At 69.9% G+C, this 15,891-nt stretch carries 17 protein-coding genes; 10 read left to right on the forward strand and 7 right to left on the reverse strand.

What is annotated here, in order from left to right; genetic code table 11:
* From VIR15_RS02145 to VIR15_RS02155, 3 genes are all read right to left on the reverse strand, one after another.
* The coding region (locus VIR15_RS02145) for a protein kinase domain-containing protein (protein WP_331925840.1) at window positions 1–900 on the reverse strand (900 nt) is incomplete at its 3' end.
* Window positions 901–1,026: 126 nt separating this feature from the next.
* Entirely contained in the window at window positions 1,027–1,251 is a 225-nt protein-coding gene (locus VIR15_RS02150; RefSeq protein ID WP_331925824.1) for an acyl-CoA carboxylase subunit epsilon, read from the reverse strand.
* 29 nt (window positions 1,252–1,280) lie between these two features.
* A complete protein-coding gene (locus VIR15_RS02155; RefSeq protein WP_331925825.1) occupies window positions 1,281–2,900 on the reverse strand; it encodes an acyl-CoA carboxylase subunit beta in 1,620 nt (539 codons plus the stop codon).
* Between the two features lie 24 nt (window positions 2,901–2,924).
* Here VIR15_RS02155 and VIR15_RS02160 point away from each other — a divergent pair, with 24 nt between their 5' ends.
* The 8 genes from VIR15_RS02160 to purE all read left to right on the forward strand — a co-directional run bounded on the left by VIR15_RS02160 (window position 2,925) and on the right by purE (window position 10,176).
* Window positions 2,925–3,770, forward strand: a complete 846-nt coding sequence (locus VIR15_RS02160) for a biotin--[acetyl-CoA-carboxylase] ligase (RefSeq protein ID WP_331925826.1) — start codon at window positions 2,925–2,927, stop codon at window positions 3,768–3,770.
* A complete protein-coding gene (locus tag VIR15_RS02165; RefSeq protein ID WP_331925827.1) occupies window positions 3,767–4,903 on the forward strand; it encodes an adenylate/guanylate cyclase domain-containing protein in 1,137 nt (378 codons plus the stop codon). Before VIR15_RS02160 ends, VIR15_RS02165 begins: the two co-directional genes overlap by 4 nt.
* 41 nt (window positions 4,904–4,944) lie before the next feature.
* On the forward strand, window positions 4,945–5,769 hold the full coding sequence (locus tag VIR15_RS02170; RefSeq protein WP_331925828.1) for an enoyl-CoA hydratase/isomerase family protein: 825 nt from the start codon (window positions 4,945–4,947) through the stop codon (window positions 5,767–5,769).
* A gap of 241 nt (window positions 5,770–6,010) precedes the next feature.
* Window positions 6,011–6,691: a response regulator transcription factor gene (locus VIR15_RS02175; protein WP_331925829.1), complete on the forward strand. Its 681-nt coding sequence runs from the start codon at window positions 6,011–6,013 to the stop codon at window positions 6,689–6,691.
* Between the two features lie 2 nt (window positions 6,692–6,693).
* A complete protein-coding gene (locus VIR15_RS02180) occupies window positions 6,694–7,722 on the forward strand; it encodes a sensor histidine kinase (RefSeq protein WP_331925830.1) in 1,029 nt (342 codons plus the stop codon).
* Window positions 7,723–7,761: 39 nt separating this feature from the next.
* Complete coding sequence (locus tag VIR15_RS02185; RefSeq protein ID WP_331925831.1) at window positions 7,762–8,385, forward strand: GtrA family protein; 624 nt, start codon at window positions 7,762–7,764, stop codon at window positions 8,383–8,385.
* Window positions 8,386–8,396: 11 nt separating this feature from the next.
* The gene (locus VIR15_RS02190; protein ID WP_331925832.1) at window positions 8,397–9,590 is read left to right on the forward strand and encodes a 5-(carboxyamino)imidazole ribonucleotide synthase; all 1,194 of its coding nucleotides are present in this window, start codon (window positions 8,397–8,399) and stop codon (window positions 9,588–9,590) included.
* A gap of 46 nt (window positions 9,591–9,636) precedes the next feature.
* Window positions 9,637–10,176, forward strand: a complete 540-nt coding sequence (gene purE, locus VIR15_RS02195; protein WP_331925833.1) for a 5-(carboxyamino)imidazole ribonucleotide mutase — start codon at window positions 9,637–9,639, stop codon at window positions 10,174–10,176.
* Here the strand turns inward: purE and VIR15_RS02200 are convergent.
* Window positions 10,168–10,626: a CoA-binding protein gene (locus VIR15_RS02200; RefSeq protein WP_331925834.1), complete on the reverse strand. Its 459-nt coding sequence runs from the start codon at window positions 10,624–10,626 to the stop codon at window positions 10,168–10,170. The two genes, purE and VIR15_RS02200, sit on opposite strands and share 9 nt — an antisense overlap.
* A gap of 60 nt (window positions 10,627–10,686) precedes the next feature.
* Between VIR15_RS02200 and VIR15_RS02205 the strand changes: the two genes are divergently transcribed.
* The gene (locus VIR15_RS02205; protein ID WP_331925835.1) at window positions 10,687–11,706 is read left to right on the forward strand and encodes an LLM class F420-dependent oxidoreductase; all 1,020 of its coding nucleotides are present in this window, start codon (window positions 10,687–10,689) and stop codon (window positions 11,704–11,706) included.
* Between the two features lie 142 nt (window positions 11,707–11,848).
* Window positions 11,849–13,483, forward strand: coding sequence for a D-glucuronyl C5-epimerase family protein (locus tag VIR15_RS02210; RefSeq protein ID WP_331925836.1), 1,635 nt, complete (start codon window positions 11,849–11,851; stop codon window positions 13,481–13,483).
* 10 nt (window positions 13,484–13,493) lie between these two features.
* Here the strand turns inward: VIR15_RS02210 and VIR15_RS02215 are convergent, their stop codons facing one another.
* The 3 genes from VIR15_RS02215 to VIR15_RS02225 all read right to left on the reverse strand — a co-directional run.
* Window positions 13,494–14,315: an SDR family oxidoreductase gene (locus VIR15_RS02215; protein WP_331925837.1), complete on the reverse strand. Its 822-nt coding sequence runs from the start codon at window positions 14,313–14,315 to the stop codon at window positions 13,494–13,496.
* A 3-nt stretch (window positions 14,316–14,318) separates the two neighbouring features.
* Entirely contained in the window at window positions 14,319–15,065 is a 747-nt protein-coding gene (locus VIR15_RS02220; RefSeq protein ID WP_331925838.1) for an acylneuraminate cytidylyltransferase family protein, read from the reverse strand.
* The coding region (locus VIR15_RS02225) for a Gfo/Idh/MocA family protein (RefSeq protein ID WP_331925839.1) at window positions 15,062–15,891 on the reverse strand (830 nt) is incomplete at its 5' end. The genes VIR15_RS02225 and VIR15_RS02220, both read right to left, overlap by 4 nt.

The following is a 15,891-nucleotide window of genomic DNA, read 5'->3' on the forward strand; positions in this document are numbered from 1 at the left end:
GCTGGCCAGGGCGTGCGTGGCGGCGGGAAGGACGCTGGTGGCCGGGTGCTGATCCGGCCGGGGAAGGGCGGCCGTCGGCGCACTCTGGCTGGGCCTGGCCGTGGCGACCAGTCGCAGCGCCGCCGCCATGGCGCCGACATCCGGGAATCGGTCGCGCGGGTCCGTTGCCGTGGCCCGGGCCACGACCTCGTCGAGTGCGATCGGCAGGTCCGGATCGAGGGAGCTCGGTCGGGGGACCTCGCTGTCGAGGTGGCGCAGTGCCACGGTCACCGGGGAGTCGCCGTCGAAGGGCACGCTGCCCGTGAGCATCTGGAAGAGGAGGACGCCGACGGAGTACTGGTCGGAGGCCTCATTCGCCGGCTCACCACGCACCATCTCGGGGGAGACGTACTGCGCCGTCCCCATGATGGTCCCCGTCTCCGTCAGGGACGAGCCACCGAGCGCCCTGGCGATCCCGAAGTCGGTCACCTTGACCGCGCCGTCAGGCGTGATGATGACGTTGCTCGGCTTGATGTCACGGTGGACGAAGCCGGCCTCATGGGCGGCGCCGAGGGCGTCGCACACCTGGGCGGTCATCCGGGCGGCCTCCTGCGCTGGGATCCGCCCACGCTCGGCCAGCACCTTGGCAAGATCGCGGCCCTCGACGAGCTCCATGACGATGAAGTGGGTCGGCCCGTCCTGGCCGTAGTCGAGGATCCGCGCCACCGAGGGGTGCGTGAGTCGCGCCGACATCAACGCCTCCCGGCGGAACCGCTCGATGAAGTCACCGGAGTCGGCGAGCTCCTCGCGCAACAGCTTGACGGCGACCCTTCGGTGGAGGCGCGTGTCCATGGCGACATGGACCTCGCCCATGCCGCCTGCGGCGATGCGGGACTCCAGCTGGTAGCGATTTGCGAGCATCACGACGTCTTCTGTGGTACGGCAGGCACAAGGACAGAGGCTAGACCACTACGGCCCTGGAAGGGACATCAGGACGCGGTCTCTGCCGGGTCATGCGGCCACGGTGACGGTGATCAACGGCGATGATCAAAGTCGGGGAAGGGAGCTCGACGCCCAGCCACCGCGACGGGCCGAGGGTCCGACGAGTCGCCACGACGGGTCGGACCACGGGGACGGGCGTCGCGGCGCGGGCTCCGAGGCGCCACCGGCGACAACCGCCAGAACTGCGGTGAGGGCGGCGATCTCCTCGGCAGAGGGGCTGCCATGCAGCACACGCAGCGCTGCGCTCGAGCGGCTTTCCTGTTCAGCCAAGCCGGGCTCCTGTGTCGCGGATTGGCTGGTCACAGTGGGATGTTCCCGTGCTTCTTCGGCGGGAGCGTGTCGCGCTTGGTGCGCAGGGCCCGCAGCGCTCGGGTGACGTTCATCCGGGTGTTCGACGGCGAGATGACGGTGTCGATGTAGCCGCGCTCTGCCGCGATGTACGGGTTGGCGAGGGTCTCCTCGTAGTGCGTGATGAGATCCTGACGCTTGGTCTCGACGTCCCCGCCCTCGTCGGCCACGGCGGCCAGCTCCTTGCGATAGAGGATGTTGACCGCCCCCTGGGCCCCCATCACCGCGATCTGCCCGGTCGGCCACGACAGGTTGATGTCGGCGCCGAGGTGCTTGGAGCCCATGACGTCGTACGCGCCGCCGTAGGCCTTCCGGGTGATGACCGTCACCTTCGGGACGGTCGCCTCGGCGTAGGCGTAGATCAGCTTGGCGCCGCGGCGGATGATGCCGTCCCACTCCTGGGACGTGCCGGGCAGGAAGCCGGGCACGTCGACGAACGTCAGGACCGGCACGTTGAAGCAGTCGCAGGTGCGAACGAACCGGGCGGCCTTCTCGGAGGCGTCGATGTCGAGCGTGCCGGCGAACTGCATCGGCTGGTTGGCGACGACACCGACGGACATCCCGTCGATGCGGGCGAATCCGGTGACGATGTTGGGCGCGAAGAGCGGCTGCACCTCGAGGAACTCCCCGTCATCGACGACGTGCGAGATGATCTCGTGCATGTCGTAGGGGACGTTGGGGGAGTCTGGGATGCACGTGTCGAGCCACCGGTCGTCGTCCGTGACGGTCAGGTCCGCCTCGCCCTCGTCGTAGGACGGCGGCGTCTCCAGGTTGTTGCTCGGCAGGTAGGACAGCAGCGCCTTGACGTAGTCGATGGCGTCCTGCTCGTCGGTGCCCATGTAGTGGGCCACGCCCGACTTGGTGTTGTGCGTCTTGGCGCCGCCGAGCTCCTCGAACCCGACGTCCTCACCGGTGACCGTCTTGATGACGTCCGGCCCGGTGATGAACATGTGGCTGGTCTGGTCGACCATGACCGTGAAGTCGGTGATGGCCGGGGAGTAGACCGCCCCACCCGCGCATGGCCCCATGATGAGGCTGATCTGCGGGATGACGCCGGACGCGCGGACGTTGCGGTAGAAGATCTCGCCATAGAGACCGAGCGAGACGACGCCCTCCTGGATCCGCGCGCCGCCGGAGTCGTTGAGCCCGATCACGGGGCAGCCGATCTTCATCGCGAAGTCCATGACCTTCACGATCTTCTCGCCGAACACCTCGCCGAGCGAGCCGCCGAAGACGGTGAAGTCCTGCGCGAACACGGCCACCTGCCGCCCGTCGACCATCCCGTAGCCCGTGACCACGCCGTCGCCGTAGGGCCGGTTGTTCTCCTGGCCGAACTGGTTGCTCCGGTGCCGGGCGTACTTGTCCATCTCGATGAAGGTGCCCTCGTCCAGGAGCATCTCGATGCGCTCCCGCGCCGTCTTCTTGCCCCGCGCGTGCTGCTTCTCGACAGCGCGCTCCGACCCGGCGTGCGCGACCTCGGCGACCCGGCGCTTGAGGTCCGCGAGCTTGCCGGCCGTCGTCGACAGGTCAATGGTCTGCTGCGCCTCAGCGGCCGCCTGCTCCGATGCCATGGCGAGCACTCTAGCCTTGGGAAAGTGCGCGAATCGCTCCGCCCCGACCGCATCCGTGCGGCATTGGTCACGTCTGGTCAGCCGTGGCAGTCAGTCGAGTTCCATCCGTCGATCGCCTCGACGAACAGCCGCGCCTCCGAGATAGTGAGCACGTATGCCGCTGGGCCGGCTTCTGACGCAACGCCCCTCTGGCGCATCATCCTCACCGACGACCAGACGGGTGGGCGTGGTCGGCTGGGACGGTCCTGGGAGGCGCCCCCGCGGGCGTCGATCGCCGTGTCCGCTATCGTCCCGGCACCCGAGCCGGAGGCCCTGGCCTGGGTGTCCCTGCTGGCCGGGGTGGCGCTGGTCCGTGCGGTCACGGCGGTGACGACCTCCGCGGGGGCGCCCGTCGAGGCCCGCCTCAAGTGGCCCAACGACGTTCTCCTCCCGGCTGATGACGATCGGAAGGTCGCCGGAATCCTGTCCGAGCTCACGGGATGGGGACAGGGGCAGCAGGCCGTCATCATCGGTGCGGGAGTAAACGTGGACCAGCGCCGTGACGAGCTCCCTGTCGACACCGCCACCTCGCTGCGCCTCGTCGGAGCCGAGATCCGCCGCGAGGACCTCGTCATCGCCTACCTGCGTGAACTGCCCGCCGTGCTGCGTGATCACTCGGCACGCGATGAGTACCGCGGGTTGTGCGCGACGGTGGGCTCGCAGGTGCGGGTCCACCTGCCCTCCGGCGCAGTCGCCGAAGGTCGGGCCGTGCGCGTCGACGGCTCGGGCGCCCTCGTCATCGAGGTCGCCGGCGGGGAGCAGGCCTTCTCCGCAGGCGACGTGGTCCACGTCCGCCCGGGCCCGGACACGGCTGGCATGATCGGGACATGAAGGAGGCAGGTGGGGCGGGGGGCAGTGACGCCCGGCCCGACGGGGCTGCAGCCGAGTCGGCTCCGGCACCCAAGCCCTTCGACGCGGAGGTGGACGCCAAGGACGTGACCGAGAGGCTGCTCGGGCGACCCCTCGAGCTGCGCCGACGAGACGTCACCCGCGACGCGGGCGTCTCGCTCCTGTCGGCCCAGAAGTTCTGGCGTGCCCTGGGCTTCCCCGTCGTCTACACCGACGACGAGCTGTTCACCGCGTCCGACGTGGACGCCTTGCGCACCGTGGCCGGCATCGTCCGCGAGGGGAGCGTCGACGAGTCGCTGGCGCTGGCCATGACGCGCGCCGTTGCCCGCTCGGCAGACCGGCTCGCCGTGTGGCAGGCACAGCTGGTCGCGGAGGCCGTCGAGACCGAGATGTCGCTCGCCCGGAGCGCCGACGGTGCCGAGGCGGGTGCGGGCGCGGAGACGAGGGTCGTGCCGTCCTTCGAGACAGCGACCGAGACCGCCCACCGAATGGCAGAGCTCGCCGACCGCTTCGAGCCGCTGCTCGTCTACGCCTGGCGGCGACACCTGAGCGCCGCGATCTCGCGCATGCTCGCCGATGCTGACCCGGAGAGCTACGGCCTGGTGAAGATGCGCTCCGTCGGTTTCGCCGACCTTGTCAACTTCACGTCCCTGGTGCGGAAGATGTCCGAGCGCGACCTCGCTCGTCTCGTCCACCGGTTCGAGCGGCTCTCCGCGGACGTCATCACGGCGCACGGCGGACGCCTCATCAAGACGGTGGGCGACGAGGTCCTCTTCACCACCGTCCAGGCCGCTCCCGCGGCCGCCATCGCGCTCGATCTCATCGACACCATCTCGCAGGACGACGTCCTTCCCGAGGTCAGGTGCGGCATGGCCCGCGGGCCGATCGTCTCGAGCCTGGGCGACGTTTTCGGCACGACCGTCAACCGCGCCTCCCGCCTCACCGCCGTCGCCCAGGCCGGCACCGTGCTCGTCGACGCCACCATGGCACGTGAGCTCGCGACCCTCTCCGGCTTCCGGCTCAACGGCCAACGTCGTCGGATCCTGCGGGGCGTCGGACCCGTGTCGCCCTCACTCCTGCGCCGCGCCTCGGCCCAGGGCCGCGGAGCCACCTGACCCTGCCGTCCCAGCGCCCACCTCACCAAGGAGCTCCACGCGTGACCCAGCCCGACCAGACGCCCACCACGAGCCGGCACCTCGTTCGCATCGAGCGTTTCGACGAGCCCGCCCTCGCCCACGTTGCCGAGCTGGTGCTCGACCGGCCCGAGGCGCTCAACGCCGTCTCCACCGCAATGGCCGCGGCCATCCGCGACGCCACCCAGCAGCTCGCTGACGACGACACGGTCCGGTGCGTCCTCCTGACGTCAAGCCACGAGAAGGCGTTCTGCGTCGGTGCCGACCTCAAGGAGCGCAACACCCTGACCGACGCCGAGCTCGTGCAGCAGCGACCGCTGGCCCGCTCGGCGTACGGCGGTGTGCTCGCCCTCCCGATGCCAGTCATCGCCGCGGTGGACGGCTTCGCCCTCGGCGGCGGCTTCGAGCTCGCCCTGTCGTGCGACATCATCGTCGCGGGCGAGGGAGCGCTCGTTGGGCTGCCCGAGGTCGGCGTCGGCGTCATACCCGGTGGCGGCGGCACCCAGCTGCTGGTGCGGCGTGTCGGCTGGTCCCGGGCGGCGAGGATGATCTTCACCGCCGCCAAGCTGCCGGCCGCGGAGGCCCTCGCGATGGGAGCGGTCGACGAGGTCGTCGTGGCGGGCGGGGCCCGCGGCCGGGCGCTCGAGCTCGCCCGGACCATCGCCGCCAACTCGCCGGTCGGGCTGCGCAATGCGAAGCGAGCGATGCGCCTCGGCGCGGACGTCGACCTCGCATCAGGACTCGAGATCGAGGACGCCTGCTGGCGGGCCACGGCCTTCTCCGGCGACCGCCGCGAGGGCGTTGCCGCATTCGCGGAGAAGCGCACTCCCAACTGGCCGGGTCGCTGAGGTCACGATCTCGCGTAGCCGGCCCAGCCGCATACCCCGAAAGCTGTTCATTCGATCGAGACGGGCACCCCGTGATCGAGTGGACACGATCTGTGGGAGCCGGCCCAGCGGCATACGGCGGGAATGGCCGATGGACGTGCCGGTGGCGCGGAGTGGCGATATCGGTAGGCTGCGAGTCGTTCGGTGCCCGCCGGCCGCCCACGCTGTGGGCCCCACCACACGGCGATACGAGGACGGTGACATGACGCGAGTGCTGCTGGCCGAGGACGATCCAGCGATCTCCGAGCCCCTCGCCCGTGCGCTCCGCCGTGAGGGGTACGAGGTCGACGTCCGCGAGGACGGAGCCGCCGCGCTCGACGGGGCGAAGGACAACCCGGACCTCGTCTTGCTCGACCTCGGACTGCCCAAGATCGACGGGCTCGAGGTCTGCCGTCGCCTTCGGGCCGAGGGGAGAAGCATCCCGGTACTCATCCTCACGGCGCGGGCCGACGAGGTCGACACCGTGGTCGGCCTCGACGCCGGGGCTGACGACTACGTCACCAAACCGTTCCGGCTTGCCGAGCTGCTCGCCCGGGTCCGTGCGCTCCTGCGTCGCACCCCTCTCGACGCGCCTGCCGACACCGGGGACCTCGTCAGGATCGACTCGGACGGACGGCGTGCCTGGTTCAAGGGCGAGGAGCTGCAGCTGACGGCGAAGGAGTTCGACCTGCTCCGCGTCCTCGTCCGCGAGCAGGGCAAGGTCGTCTCGCGAGAGCAGCTCATGCGGGAGATCTGGGACACCTCGTGGTTCGGCTCGACGAAGACCCTCGACATGCACATCTCCGTGCTGCGCCGCAAGCTCGGTGACGAGGCGACGTCGCCGCAGTACATCGCCACGGTGCGCGGGGTCGGCTTCCGGTTCGAAAGGCCCAGACCCGAGTGACCGTGCGCCGCACGCTCGACCGCGTCACGCTCGTCACCGCAGCGACGACGGCGGGTGTGGCCGCCCTCGGGACGACCGGGGTCGTCGCCTATGTCGTGACGAGCCGACCAGACGCCGTCCGGGACTGGCTCGACACGGATACCTCGGTCGGCATCCTGCGCTTCGCCGCGGCGGCGGCGATCGTGTGCCTCGCCGGCGTGGCACTCGGCCACCTCGCGAGCCTTCCCGTCCGGCGAATGCTCGAGCGGTCCGCGACGGCACTGGCCCGGCTGGCCGACCGCTACGCCAACGGCGAGGCACGACTCGAGCCCCTTCGCTCCGGCATCGGCGAACTCGACCACGTCTCCGACGTGATCGCTCGGCGCGCCCATGACATGACCCGCTCGCTCGCCGCCGAACGCGACTTCGCCTCCGATGCCTCGCACCAGCTGCGCACGCCGCTGACCGCCCTGCTCATGCGCCTTGAGGAGATCGCCGAGACGGACGACGTGGCGGCGGTCAAGGAGGAGGCCAACATCGCCATCGCCCAGGTCGAGCGACTCACCCGGGTCGTCGATGACCTGCTCGGACGGTCCCGAGGCGCCAACGGGCCGGCGCCCGCCGTGTCTCTCGACTCCGTCATCGCCGCCCTCCAACGCGAGTGGCAGCCGGCCTTCGAGCAGGCGAGGCGGTCGGTGCGGGTCCGGGGTGAGCGTGGCCTCTTCGTTCGGTCGACCCCGGTCGCCCTCTCGCAAGTCCTCTCGACGCTCCTCGAGAACTCCCTCGCGCATGGCCGCGGCACGGTGGACGTCCACGCCCGACGATCGGGACCATCGGTCATCGTCGAGGTCAGCGACCAGGGGGAGGGCGTTGCCCCGGCGATGGCACCGCACATCTTCGAGCGGTCGGTCAGCAGCGGGCGGGGTGGCAGCACCGGGCTCGGGCTGGCTCTCGCCAGGGACCTCGCCGAGGCCAACGGGGGGCGACTCGACCTCGTGCAGGCCCAGCCGGCCCGCTTCGCCCTCTTCCTCTCCGAGGCGGAGTCCGGCTGAGCCACGGGTGATGCGGCCATCGCGGGTTACCCTTCGCTGGTGACACGGTTGCGGGAGTACCTGTTTGTGCGCCACCGGCACAACTGGGTGCTGCTGTTCCGCTTCGCGCTGGTCGGCGCATCCGGTGTGGTCGTCAACCTGGCGACCCTCGTCCTGGTCAAGCGACTCGGGCCCGACCCGGACGACCCGATCATCGGACTGCCGCTCACCGACTTCAACGTGCGGTGGTACCACGTCTACTCGACCATCGCCTTCCTCGTCGCCAACCTGTGGAACTTCCAGCTCAACCGGTCCTGGACGTTCGGCAAGGGACGGCACAAGTCCTGGTGGCTCGAGTACTGGCCGTTCGTCACGGTCGGACTGCTCGGGCAGCTCGTCGGCCTCCTGCTGCTCACGCTGCTCATGCACCCGGACTCACCGCTGGCGCTGCCCACCTCGGTCCTCGACGACTCCACCGGGCTGCGGACCCGCCTCTACTGGGCGCAGCTGATCGTCATCGCCGTCGTCACACCCATCTCCTTCGTCCTCAACAAGCTGTGGACCTTCGCGGCCGTGCGCACCCGACACAACGAGCTCGCCGACCCGGCTCACACCGAAGCCGTGCTCCACGAAGCGGCGCTCCCCGAGGTGGACGAGGAATCGACCGAGTCCGCGGCCCACTAGGCTGGGGCGCCGTGACCGAGCCGAAACGCGCCCCCGGAGGCTTCCCTGTTGTCGGCGTCGTGGGTGGTGGCCAGCTGGCCCGCATGATGCAGGGGCCGGCGATCGAGCTCGGGGTGCAGCTGTCCGTCCTGGCCGAGGACGAGGTCGCCTCCGCCGCGCTCGTCATCCCGTCCTCGCCGGTCGGGCGGCACACCGAGCTCGACCACGTCCTCGACTTCGCCCGATCGTGCGACGTCGTCACCTTCGACCACGAGCACGTGCCGCAGCAGGTGCTGCTCGCCCTCGAGGCCGAGGGCATCGTCATGCACCCGAGCCGCGCCGCCCTCCGGTTCGCGCAGGACAAGCTCGCGATGCGCGGGCGGTTGACCGAGCTCGGCATCGCCTGCCCACGTTGGGCCGTGGCTCGTGAGGCGGCCGAGGTGGCGCGATTCGGCGAGGAGGTCGGCTGGCCGATCATCGTCAAGACGCCCCGGGGTGGCTACGACGGCAAGGGCGTCATCCTCGCCTCGTCGAGCGAGGACGCGGAGGGCTGGCTCGCGCACGTCGGCGAGCCCGGGCCCATGTCCGACGGCCTCCTCCTCGAGGAGAGGGTCGACTTCACCCGTGAGCTCGCCGCCCTCGTGGCACGCAGCCCGTCCGGCCAGGCCGCAGCGTGGACTGTGGTCGAGACCGTCCAGACGCAAGGCGTCTGCACCGAGGTCCTCGCACCGGCTCCCGACCTCGATCCCGATCTTGCGTCAGTTGCAACGGAGGCCGCCCTGCGGATCGCCGGCGAGCTCGACGTCACCGGCGTCCTTGCCGTCGAGATGTTCGAGGTGCAGCGGCCCAACGGTCGTCTCGAATACGTCGTCAACGAGCTCGCCATGCGGCCGCACAACAGCGGCCACTGGTCGATGGATGGTGCGGTCACCGGTCAGTTCGAGCAGCACCTCCGTGCGGTGCTCGACCTACCCCTCGGCGACCCCCGGCCGCGGGCACGATGGACGGCCATGGCCAATGTCCTCGGTGGCGACTACCCCGACCTGTACTCCGCCTACCGGCACGTCATGGCCAGGGACCCCGCGGCCAAGGTCCACATGTACGGCAAGGGAGTCAGGCCCGGTCGCAAGCTCGGCCACGTCAACGTCAGCGGGGCGGACCTGGCCGACGCCCGCGAGCGCGCGAGGCACGCGGCCGACTACCTCCAGGGCGTGATCACCGAATGACACGAATACGACGAATGATGCGCGAATGAAGGGCGAGTGAGGCGCGATGGCCGAGCAGATCAGCAAGCCCCTCGTCGGGCTCGTCATGGGCAGCGACAGCGACTGGCCCGTCATGCGCGAGGCTGCAGCAGCGTTGGGGGAGTTCCGGATCCCCTACGAGGCCGACGTCGTCTCGGCGCACCGGATGGCGGAGGAGATGATCGCCTACGGCAAGGAGGCGGCCGGCCGCGGGCTTCGCGTCCTCATCGCGGGCGCCGGTGGCGCCGCTCACCTGCCCGGCATGCTGGCCTCGGTGACTCCGCTCCCCGTCATCGGCGTGCCGGTGCCGCTCAGGCACCTCGACGGCATGGACTCGCTCCTCTCGATCGTCCAGATGCCGGCTGGCGTCCCGGTGGCCACGGTCTCCATCGGAGGCGCTCGCAATGCGGGACTCCTGGCGGCCAGGATCGTCGGGACCTCCGACGATGACCTCGGCCGGGCCGTGCGCGAGCGCATGAGCCAATTCCAGGTGGCTCTCAGGGACCAGGCTCACGCCAAGGGGGCGTCGCTGCGTGAGGAAGTGGCCAAGGGCTCTGACTCAGCCTGAGATCGCCCCAGCGCCGTCCCCCGGCACGATGCGGGGCCACTCGATCTTCGGGCAGGTGTCCATGACGACGGCGAGTCCAGCCTGGGTGGCCCGCGCCGCCGCCTTTTCGTCGATGACGCCGAGCTGGAGCCACAGCGCACCGATGCCGAGGCGCTCCTTCTCGGCGATCGCCTGGTCGACGCAGTCGCCGACGAGGGAGCTGTTGACGTAGAAGTTCACGACGTTCACGGTCGTCCCATCGGGGATGTCGGCGAGTCGGGCACGACCAGGGAAGCCGTGAACCGTGGCTGCGCTGGGGTGGACCGGGATGAGGTTGATGCCGAGCTCTCGGGCCAGCCAGAGCGACACCTGGTACGCCGTGCGGTTCGGGTTGTCGCCCAGGCCGACGACGGCCCAGGTCGCCGGGGTGTGCAGCAGGTCCCTGATGACGGCCGGGTCGTTGTGGTGCATGGCTCCATCCTCACATGCGCGGATCACCGGAGGGACCGCACCGGTGACAGGATGAGCGACATGAGATTCGGACTGTTCATACCGCAGGGTTGGCGCATGGACCTGGTCGGCATCGACCCCGCCCAGCAATGGGAGGCCATGGCCGGCCTGGCGAGGTTCGCGGACGAGGGGGACACCTTCGAGTCGCTCTGGGTGTATGACCACTTCCACACCGTCCCGGTCGTCTCGGACGAGGCGACCCACGAGGCGTGGACCCTCATGAGTGCGCTCGCCGCGTCCACCACCCGCATCAGGTTGGGCCAGATGTGCACCTGCGTGAGCTACCGCAACCCGGCCTACCTCGCGAAGGTGGCGGCCACGGTCGACATCATCTCGGGTGGCCGCGTCGAGATGGGCATCGGCGGCGGCTGGTACGAGAAGGAGTGGCGGGCCTACGGCTACGGCTTCCCGACTGCCGGCGAACGCCTGGGCCGGCTCCGGGAGGGCGTGCAGATCTTCCGTGACATGTGGACGACTGGGACGGCGACACTGGACGGCAAGCACTACCAGGTCGAGGGAGCCCGCTGCGCGCCCCGACCCCTCCAGGGCACGTCCGCGCCGGGCTCCACGGCCAACGGCATCCCGATCTGGGTCGCGGGCGGTGGCGAGAAGGTGACGCTGCGGATCGCGGCTCAGTATGCCGACTACACCAACTTCTACGACGACGCGGAGACCTTCTCCCGCAAGAGCGACATCCTGCGGGCGCACTGCCAGGAGATCGGCCGCGACTTCGACTCGATCGTGCGGACCGGCGACTTCAATGTCGTCATCGGCGAGACCGAGGCGGACGTCGAGGACCGGCTGCGGTTCCACGCGGACCTGCTGCGCCGCGGTGGCGTACCTGAGGCTCGGATCGAGCGGCAGATCGCCGACCTCCGCACGCAGCCGGCGGTGGGCACTCCCGAGCGGATCGTCGAGGTGATGCAGGACATGGAGCGGCGCGGCATGGGCTACGGGATCCTCTATTTCCAGGAGGCCGCGTACGACCGATCCGGCATAGAGCTCTTCGAGAACACCGTCGCTCCGGAGCTGCAGAACTGACGAGGATCACACCCGGGACAAATCGGTCCAAGCCGTACGTTACGATCCCCCACAATCGCGGACAAAAGCAGGCACCGCGGACTGAGCAACAGGGGGACACGTGAACAAGCCCACTTCTGCACGTCACCGGGCGTGTGTCGTCGTGGCCGCAAGCGCGAGCATCGGACTGCTCGGATCGACCCTTCCGGCGCCAGCGCCGGCTGCGGCGGCAGGCGCATCGGCGTCGGTTACCCCGCTCGGCCTCTCGCAGGCATCGTCCGGCGTCGACGACCCTGACCCGGTGCCGGTGACAGACGGCTCGGAGGTGCTGCAGGGCAAACCGATGCCTCCCACTGGCGATGTCAAGGAGGCCAAGGCCAGGCAGGCCGACGCGCGAGAGGACGCCGGAATCACGGCGCAGGCCGCATCCGAGGACATCACCGGCTTCTCCCTCTCAGCCGCCTATCCCAAGGCGGTCGCCCCGGGCCAGCGTCCGTACGAGGACTTCGCGCTGAGCGATCCCAAGGGCTTCGGGCTGGTCGACTCGAGCGGCGTGCGGGTGTTCCGCTTCGCGGGCGAGACCAAGATCTGGCAGCACCCGGTGGCCCAGATCCAGTACGGGCTCATCAACCTCAACTCGTACCGACTGACGAAGAACCGGGCCTACCTGGACATCGCCATCGCGAATGCCCAGCGCAACATCGACCGAAAGGTCGAGTCGGCCGGGGCGTGGTACTTCCCCTACGACTTCGACTTCGCCGTCCACGGGGACACCACAGAGACGCTCAAGGCGCCGTGGTACTCCGCGATGGCGCAGGGGCAGGCGCTCTCCCTGTTCGTCCGGCTCTACGAGTACACCAAGGACGCGAAGTGGAAGGCCGCCGCCGACGCCACCTTCGCCAGCCTGCGTCAGGCGCCCGCAGGCACGGCCCCCTTCGCGTCGCGGGTCGACGGGAGCGGCCGGCTCTGGTTCGAGGAGTACCCCCGGTACCCAGTCGAGAACAGCGAGCAGGTCCTCAACGGCCACATCTATGCGATGTACGGCTTGCATGACTACCTCATCCTCACCGAGGACCCCAAGGCCATCGAGCTGTTCCGCGGTGGGCTGCGCACCGTCGAGGCAAGGGTGCCCGACGGCTTCCGCCGGACCAACTGGATGAGCGTCTACTCCCTGCGCCACCAGGTGAACACCCTCAGCTATCACCCCGTGCACATGCAGCAGTTCCAGGAGCTCTGGCGGCTGACCCACGACAAGCGGTGGCTCCAGAACGCCCTCGACTACCGCAACGACTTCCCCAACCGATACCAGGTGGGGACGGTCAGACTCTCACCGCGCATCAAGGTCATGTACCGCCTCGGCGACGGCAACAAGATCTCGCAGACGCGGACAGTGTCGTTCAGCCGCCACACCCAGGCTCCCTTCGACCGGCGCCAGCGCATCAACGGCGGCCCCATCGCCTACCGCATCTCGGCCGGTGCCTATGCCGGCTGGTGGGTGGCCGAGGGCTTCGGAGTGGCATGGGGGCTCGGCTCGATCGACAAGCAGGTCTACCAGCCGCGGGCCTTCATCATGTTCCGCGGCGGCACCACCTTCACGGCCTACAAGCTCAACTCCAGCGGCGAGGTGATCGGGAACAAGACGCTGACCATCCCGACCGGACGGGAGTCCGGCGCCCCGACGAGCACGAACGCCATCGTCCAGGGCCGCCCCGCCTACTACTTCGACATCGGCGCGTTCGCCGGTTACTGGGTGCCGCTCCAGTCCAAGATCTACGTCGACAAGGTCTACAACTACTGACGGAGGCGCCCTACCAGGCGGTCCAGCCCCCGTCGACGGCGATGACCTGCCCGGTCACATACGCGGAGGCATCGGAGGCCAGCCAGCTGACCACGCCGCGGAAGTCGTCCTCGGTGGCCATCCGCCCCAGCGGTGTGAGTCGCTCGTAACGGGACACGAACGCCTCGTCCTGGCCCCGCGCGATGCCACCGGGGGCGACGGCGTTGACCCGGATGCCGGGGGCGAGGACCGTGGCGAGGTAGCGCGTCAGCTGGGCCAGGCCGCCTTTCGAGGCGGCGTACGCAGCGGGGTTGCCCATGCGCGTCCCCTCGTAGAGCGCCAGGTTCGGGCCGACGAGTCCGTAGATGCTCGAGACGTTGATGATGCTGCCGTGGCCCTCGGACCGCAGGAGGGGGGCGAGCTGGCGGGTCAGGGAGAACGGCGCGGTGAGGTTGAGGGCGAGGGCCATCGCGAAGGCCTCGTCAGTCTGCTCATCGAACGGCACGGCATAGCCCGGGACCCCGGACGTGCCGGTGAAGGCGGCGTTGTTGACGAGGACGTCACAGGACCCGATCTCATGGACCGTCGTCACGACGCGCGAGAGTCCTTGTGGCTCAAGGAGGTTGGCCGCCAGAGCGACGTGGCCGCCGCCATGGAGCGAGTCCACCGTCGCGGAGCACGATGCCACGTCGACGTCGACGACGACCACATGGGCACCCGCATCGGCCAGGGCCGCCGACAGCACCGACCCCAACGGGCCTGCGCCACCGGTGACGACCGCGGTGCGGCCCCCGAGGTCGGCCAGCCGAGTGAGTCCCGAGCGGTTGGCGTGGTGGTGACGCGGCTCGTCCATCTGTCACTTCCCTTCGATCCAGGGCAGCTCGATGATGCCGGCCCCGATGAGCGCGTCGATGAGGCGGAACTCGTACGCGTCGTCGATCGAGAATGCCTGTGACTCGGGGATCTCCGCGCCGGCATGTCGTCCCTCGTCGAACCACGACGACTCGAGTCGCCGGACGAACTCGGCGCGCCACAGGTAGAAGTTGCCGTTGATCCGCAGGAATCGCTCGGCGTCCTGGCGGCGGGTCACCCCGGTCCCTGCCTGGAAGTACCGCTCGAGGGCGCCGTCGGCCGACCCGCCTGTCCGCACGCCGACCCACACCGGGTTGAACGTCGGCTCGGACACGCTGACGACCCCGTCGAGACCGTCAGTGGCGAGGAGCCGCTCGGCCGCATCCGTGAGCTGCTGGGGGACGCGCGCTGGGGAGGTCGGGTCGAGAAGGAGCACAGCGGCATACGGCTTGCCCTCTTCCCGCTCGCACCACTCGAGGGCGTGGCGTACGACGGGTGCCATGGGCGTGTCGTCGGCGGCCAGCTCGGCAGGTCGGAGAAAGGGCGTCTCGCCGCCGTACTGCCGCGCCAGCGCTGCGATCTGCTCCGAGTCGGTGGACACGACGCACCGCGTGACCGCGTCGGTCAGCGCAGCGGCGCGGATGCTGTGGGCGATCAGCGGCAGACCCGCCAGAGGACGAGTGTTCTTGCCGGGCAGGCCTTTCGAGCCCCCGCGGGCCGGGATGACCGCGAGGATGCGCGTCCGGGTCACGACATCTCCCTGGCGCGGTCGCAGAGTTCCAGCGTCGCCAGGCCTTCCGCGAGGGTGGCCGGCGCTCCTGCCGTATGCCGCTGAGCCGGGTTGGTGTCGGGCGTGAGCTCGAGTGCCGCGCGGGCTTGCCTGGCCATGCCGAGGTCGCGGTCGAGGTCGGCCGGGAAGGCTGTGGTCATCGCCCGTCCAGTGGTGTCTTGGTGGGTGATGGTCGCGGTCGTGAGATCCCAGTCAAGCGCGCCGTCGGGGCCACGGACCGTGACGCCGCGAGTCGCAGGCCGGGTGACGTAGTCGAGACGGCACGTCACGGTCGCCGTGTCGGTGCACCAGAGGAGGGTGGCGGCCTGCTCGGTCTGGATGTCGAGGGGGCCGGTGTGGTCGAGGTGGGCGCCGAGCAGCGTGGGGCGCCCCAACAGGACCTCGGCATAGTCGAGCTCGTGGACGAGGTCACGGAGCGCGCCGCCCTCGTCGCGGCGGGCGGAGTACGACTCGCGGTAGTCGCGGTCCGGGCGCCAGTCGGGCAGCCAGGACTGGCATCGGATGTGCGCCGAGGTGGGCGCCCCGACGGTTCCGACGAGGGTGATCAGCTGGCGGAAGGCCTCGTGCGCTCGCAGGGGAGCGGCAACCCAGACGTCGGAGGCGCGGGCATGGGCGGCCAGGGCCTCGGCCTGGGCCCGCGTCGGTGCGACCGGTTTCTCGACGAGGATCCGCCCGGCGCCGGCGTCGAGCGCCTCGATGGCGTCGCCGACGTGGCGGCTCGTGTCGGTCGCCACGACCACGAGGTCGGCTGAGGCCAGAGCGGCCGGGCCCGACCAGTCGTCGAGCC

This window comes from Intrasporangium sp. (assembly GCF_036566125.1).
Classification (GTDB): domain Bacteria; phylum Actinomycetota; class Actinomycetes; order Actinomycetales; family Dermatophilaceae; genus Intrasporangium.

Bases quoted from the DNA above. Each gene is read 5' to 3' on its own strand.
- VIR15_RS02155 (WP_331925825.1), bottom strand. From the start codon at position 2,900: ATGGCATCGGAGCAGGCGGCCGCTGAGGCGCAGCAGACCATTGACCTG.
- VIR15_RS02165 (WP_331925827.1), top strand. From the start codon at position 3,767: ATGAAGGAGGCAGGTGGGGCGGGGGGCAGTGACGCCCGGCCCGACGGG.
- VIR15_RS02175 (WP_331925829.1), top strand. From the start codon at position 6,011: ATGACGCGAGTGCTGCTGGCCGAGGACGATCCAGCGATCTCCGAGCCC.
- purE (WP_331925833.1), top strand. From the start codon at position 9,637: ATGGCCGAGCAGATCAGCAAGCCCCTCGTCGGGCTCGTCATGGGCAGC.
- VIR15_RS02200 (WP_331925834.1), bottom strand. From the start codon at position 10,626: ATGCACCACAACGACCCGGCCGTCATCAGGGACCTGCTGCACACCCCG.
- VIR15_RS02205 (WP_331925835.1), top strand. From the start codon at position 10,687: ATGAGATTCGGACTGTTCATACCGCAGGGTTGGCGCATGGACCTGGTC.
- VIR15_RS02215 (WP_331925837.1), bottom strand. From the start codon at position 14,315: ATGGACGAGCCGCGTCACCACCACGCCAACCGCTCGGGACTCACTCGG.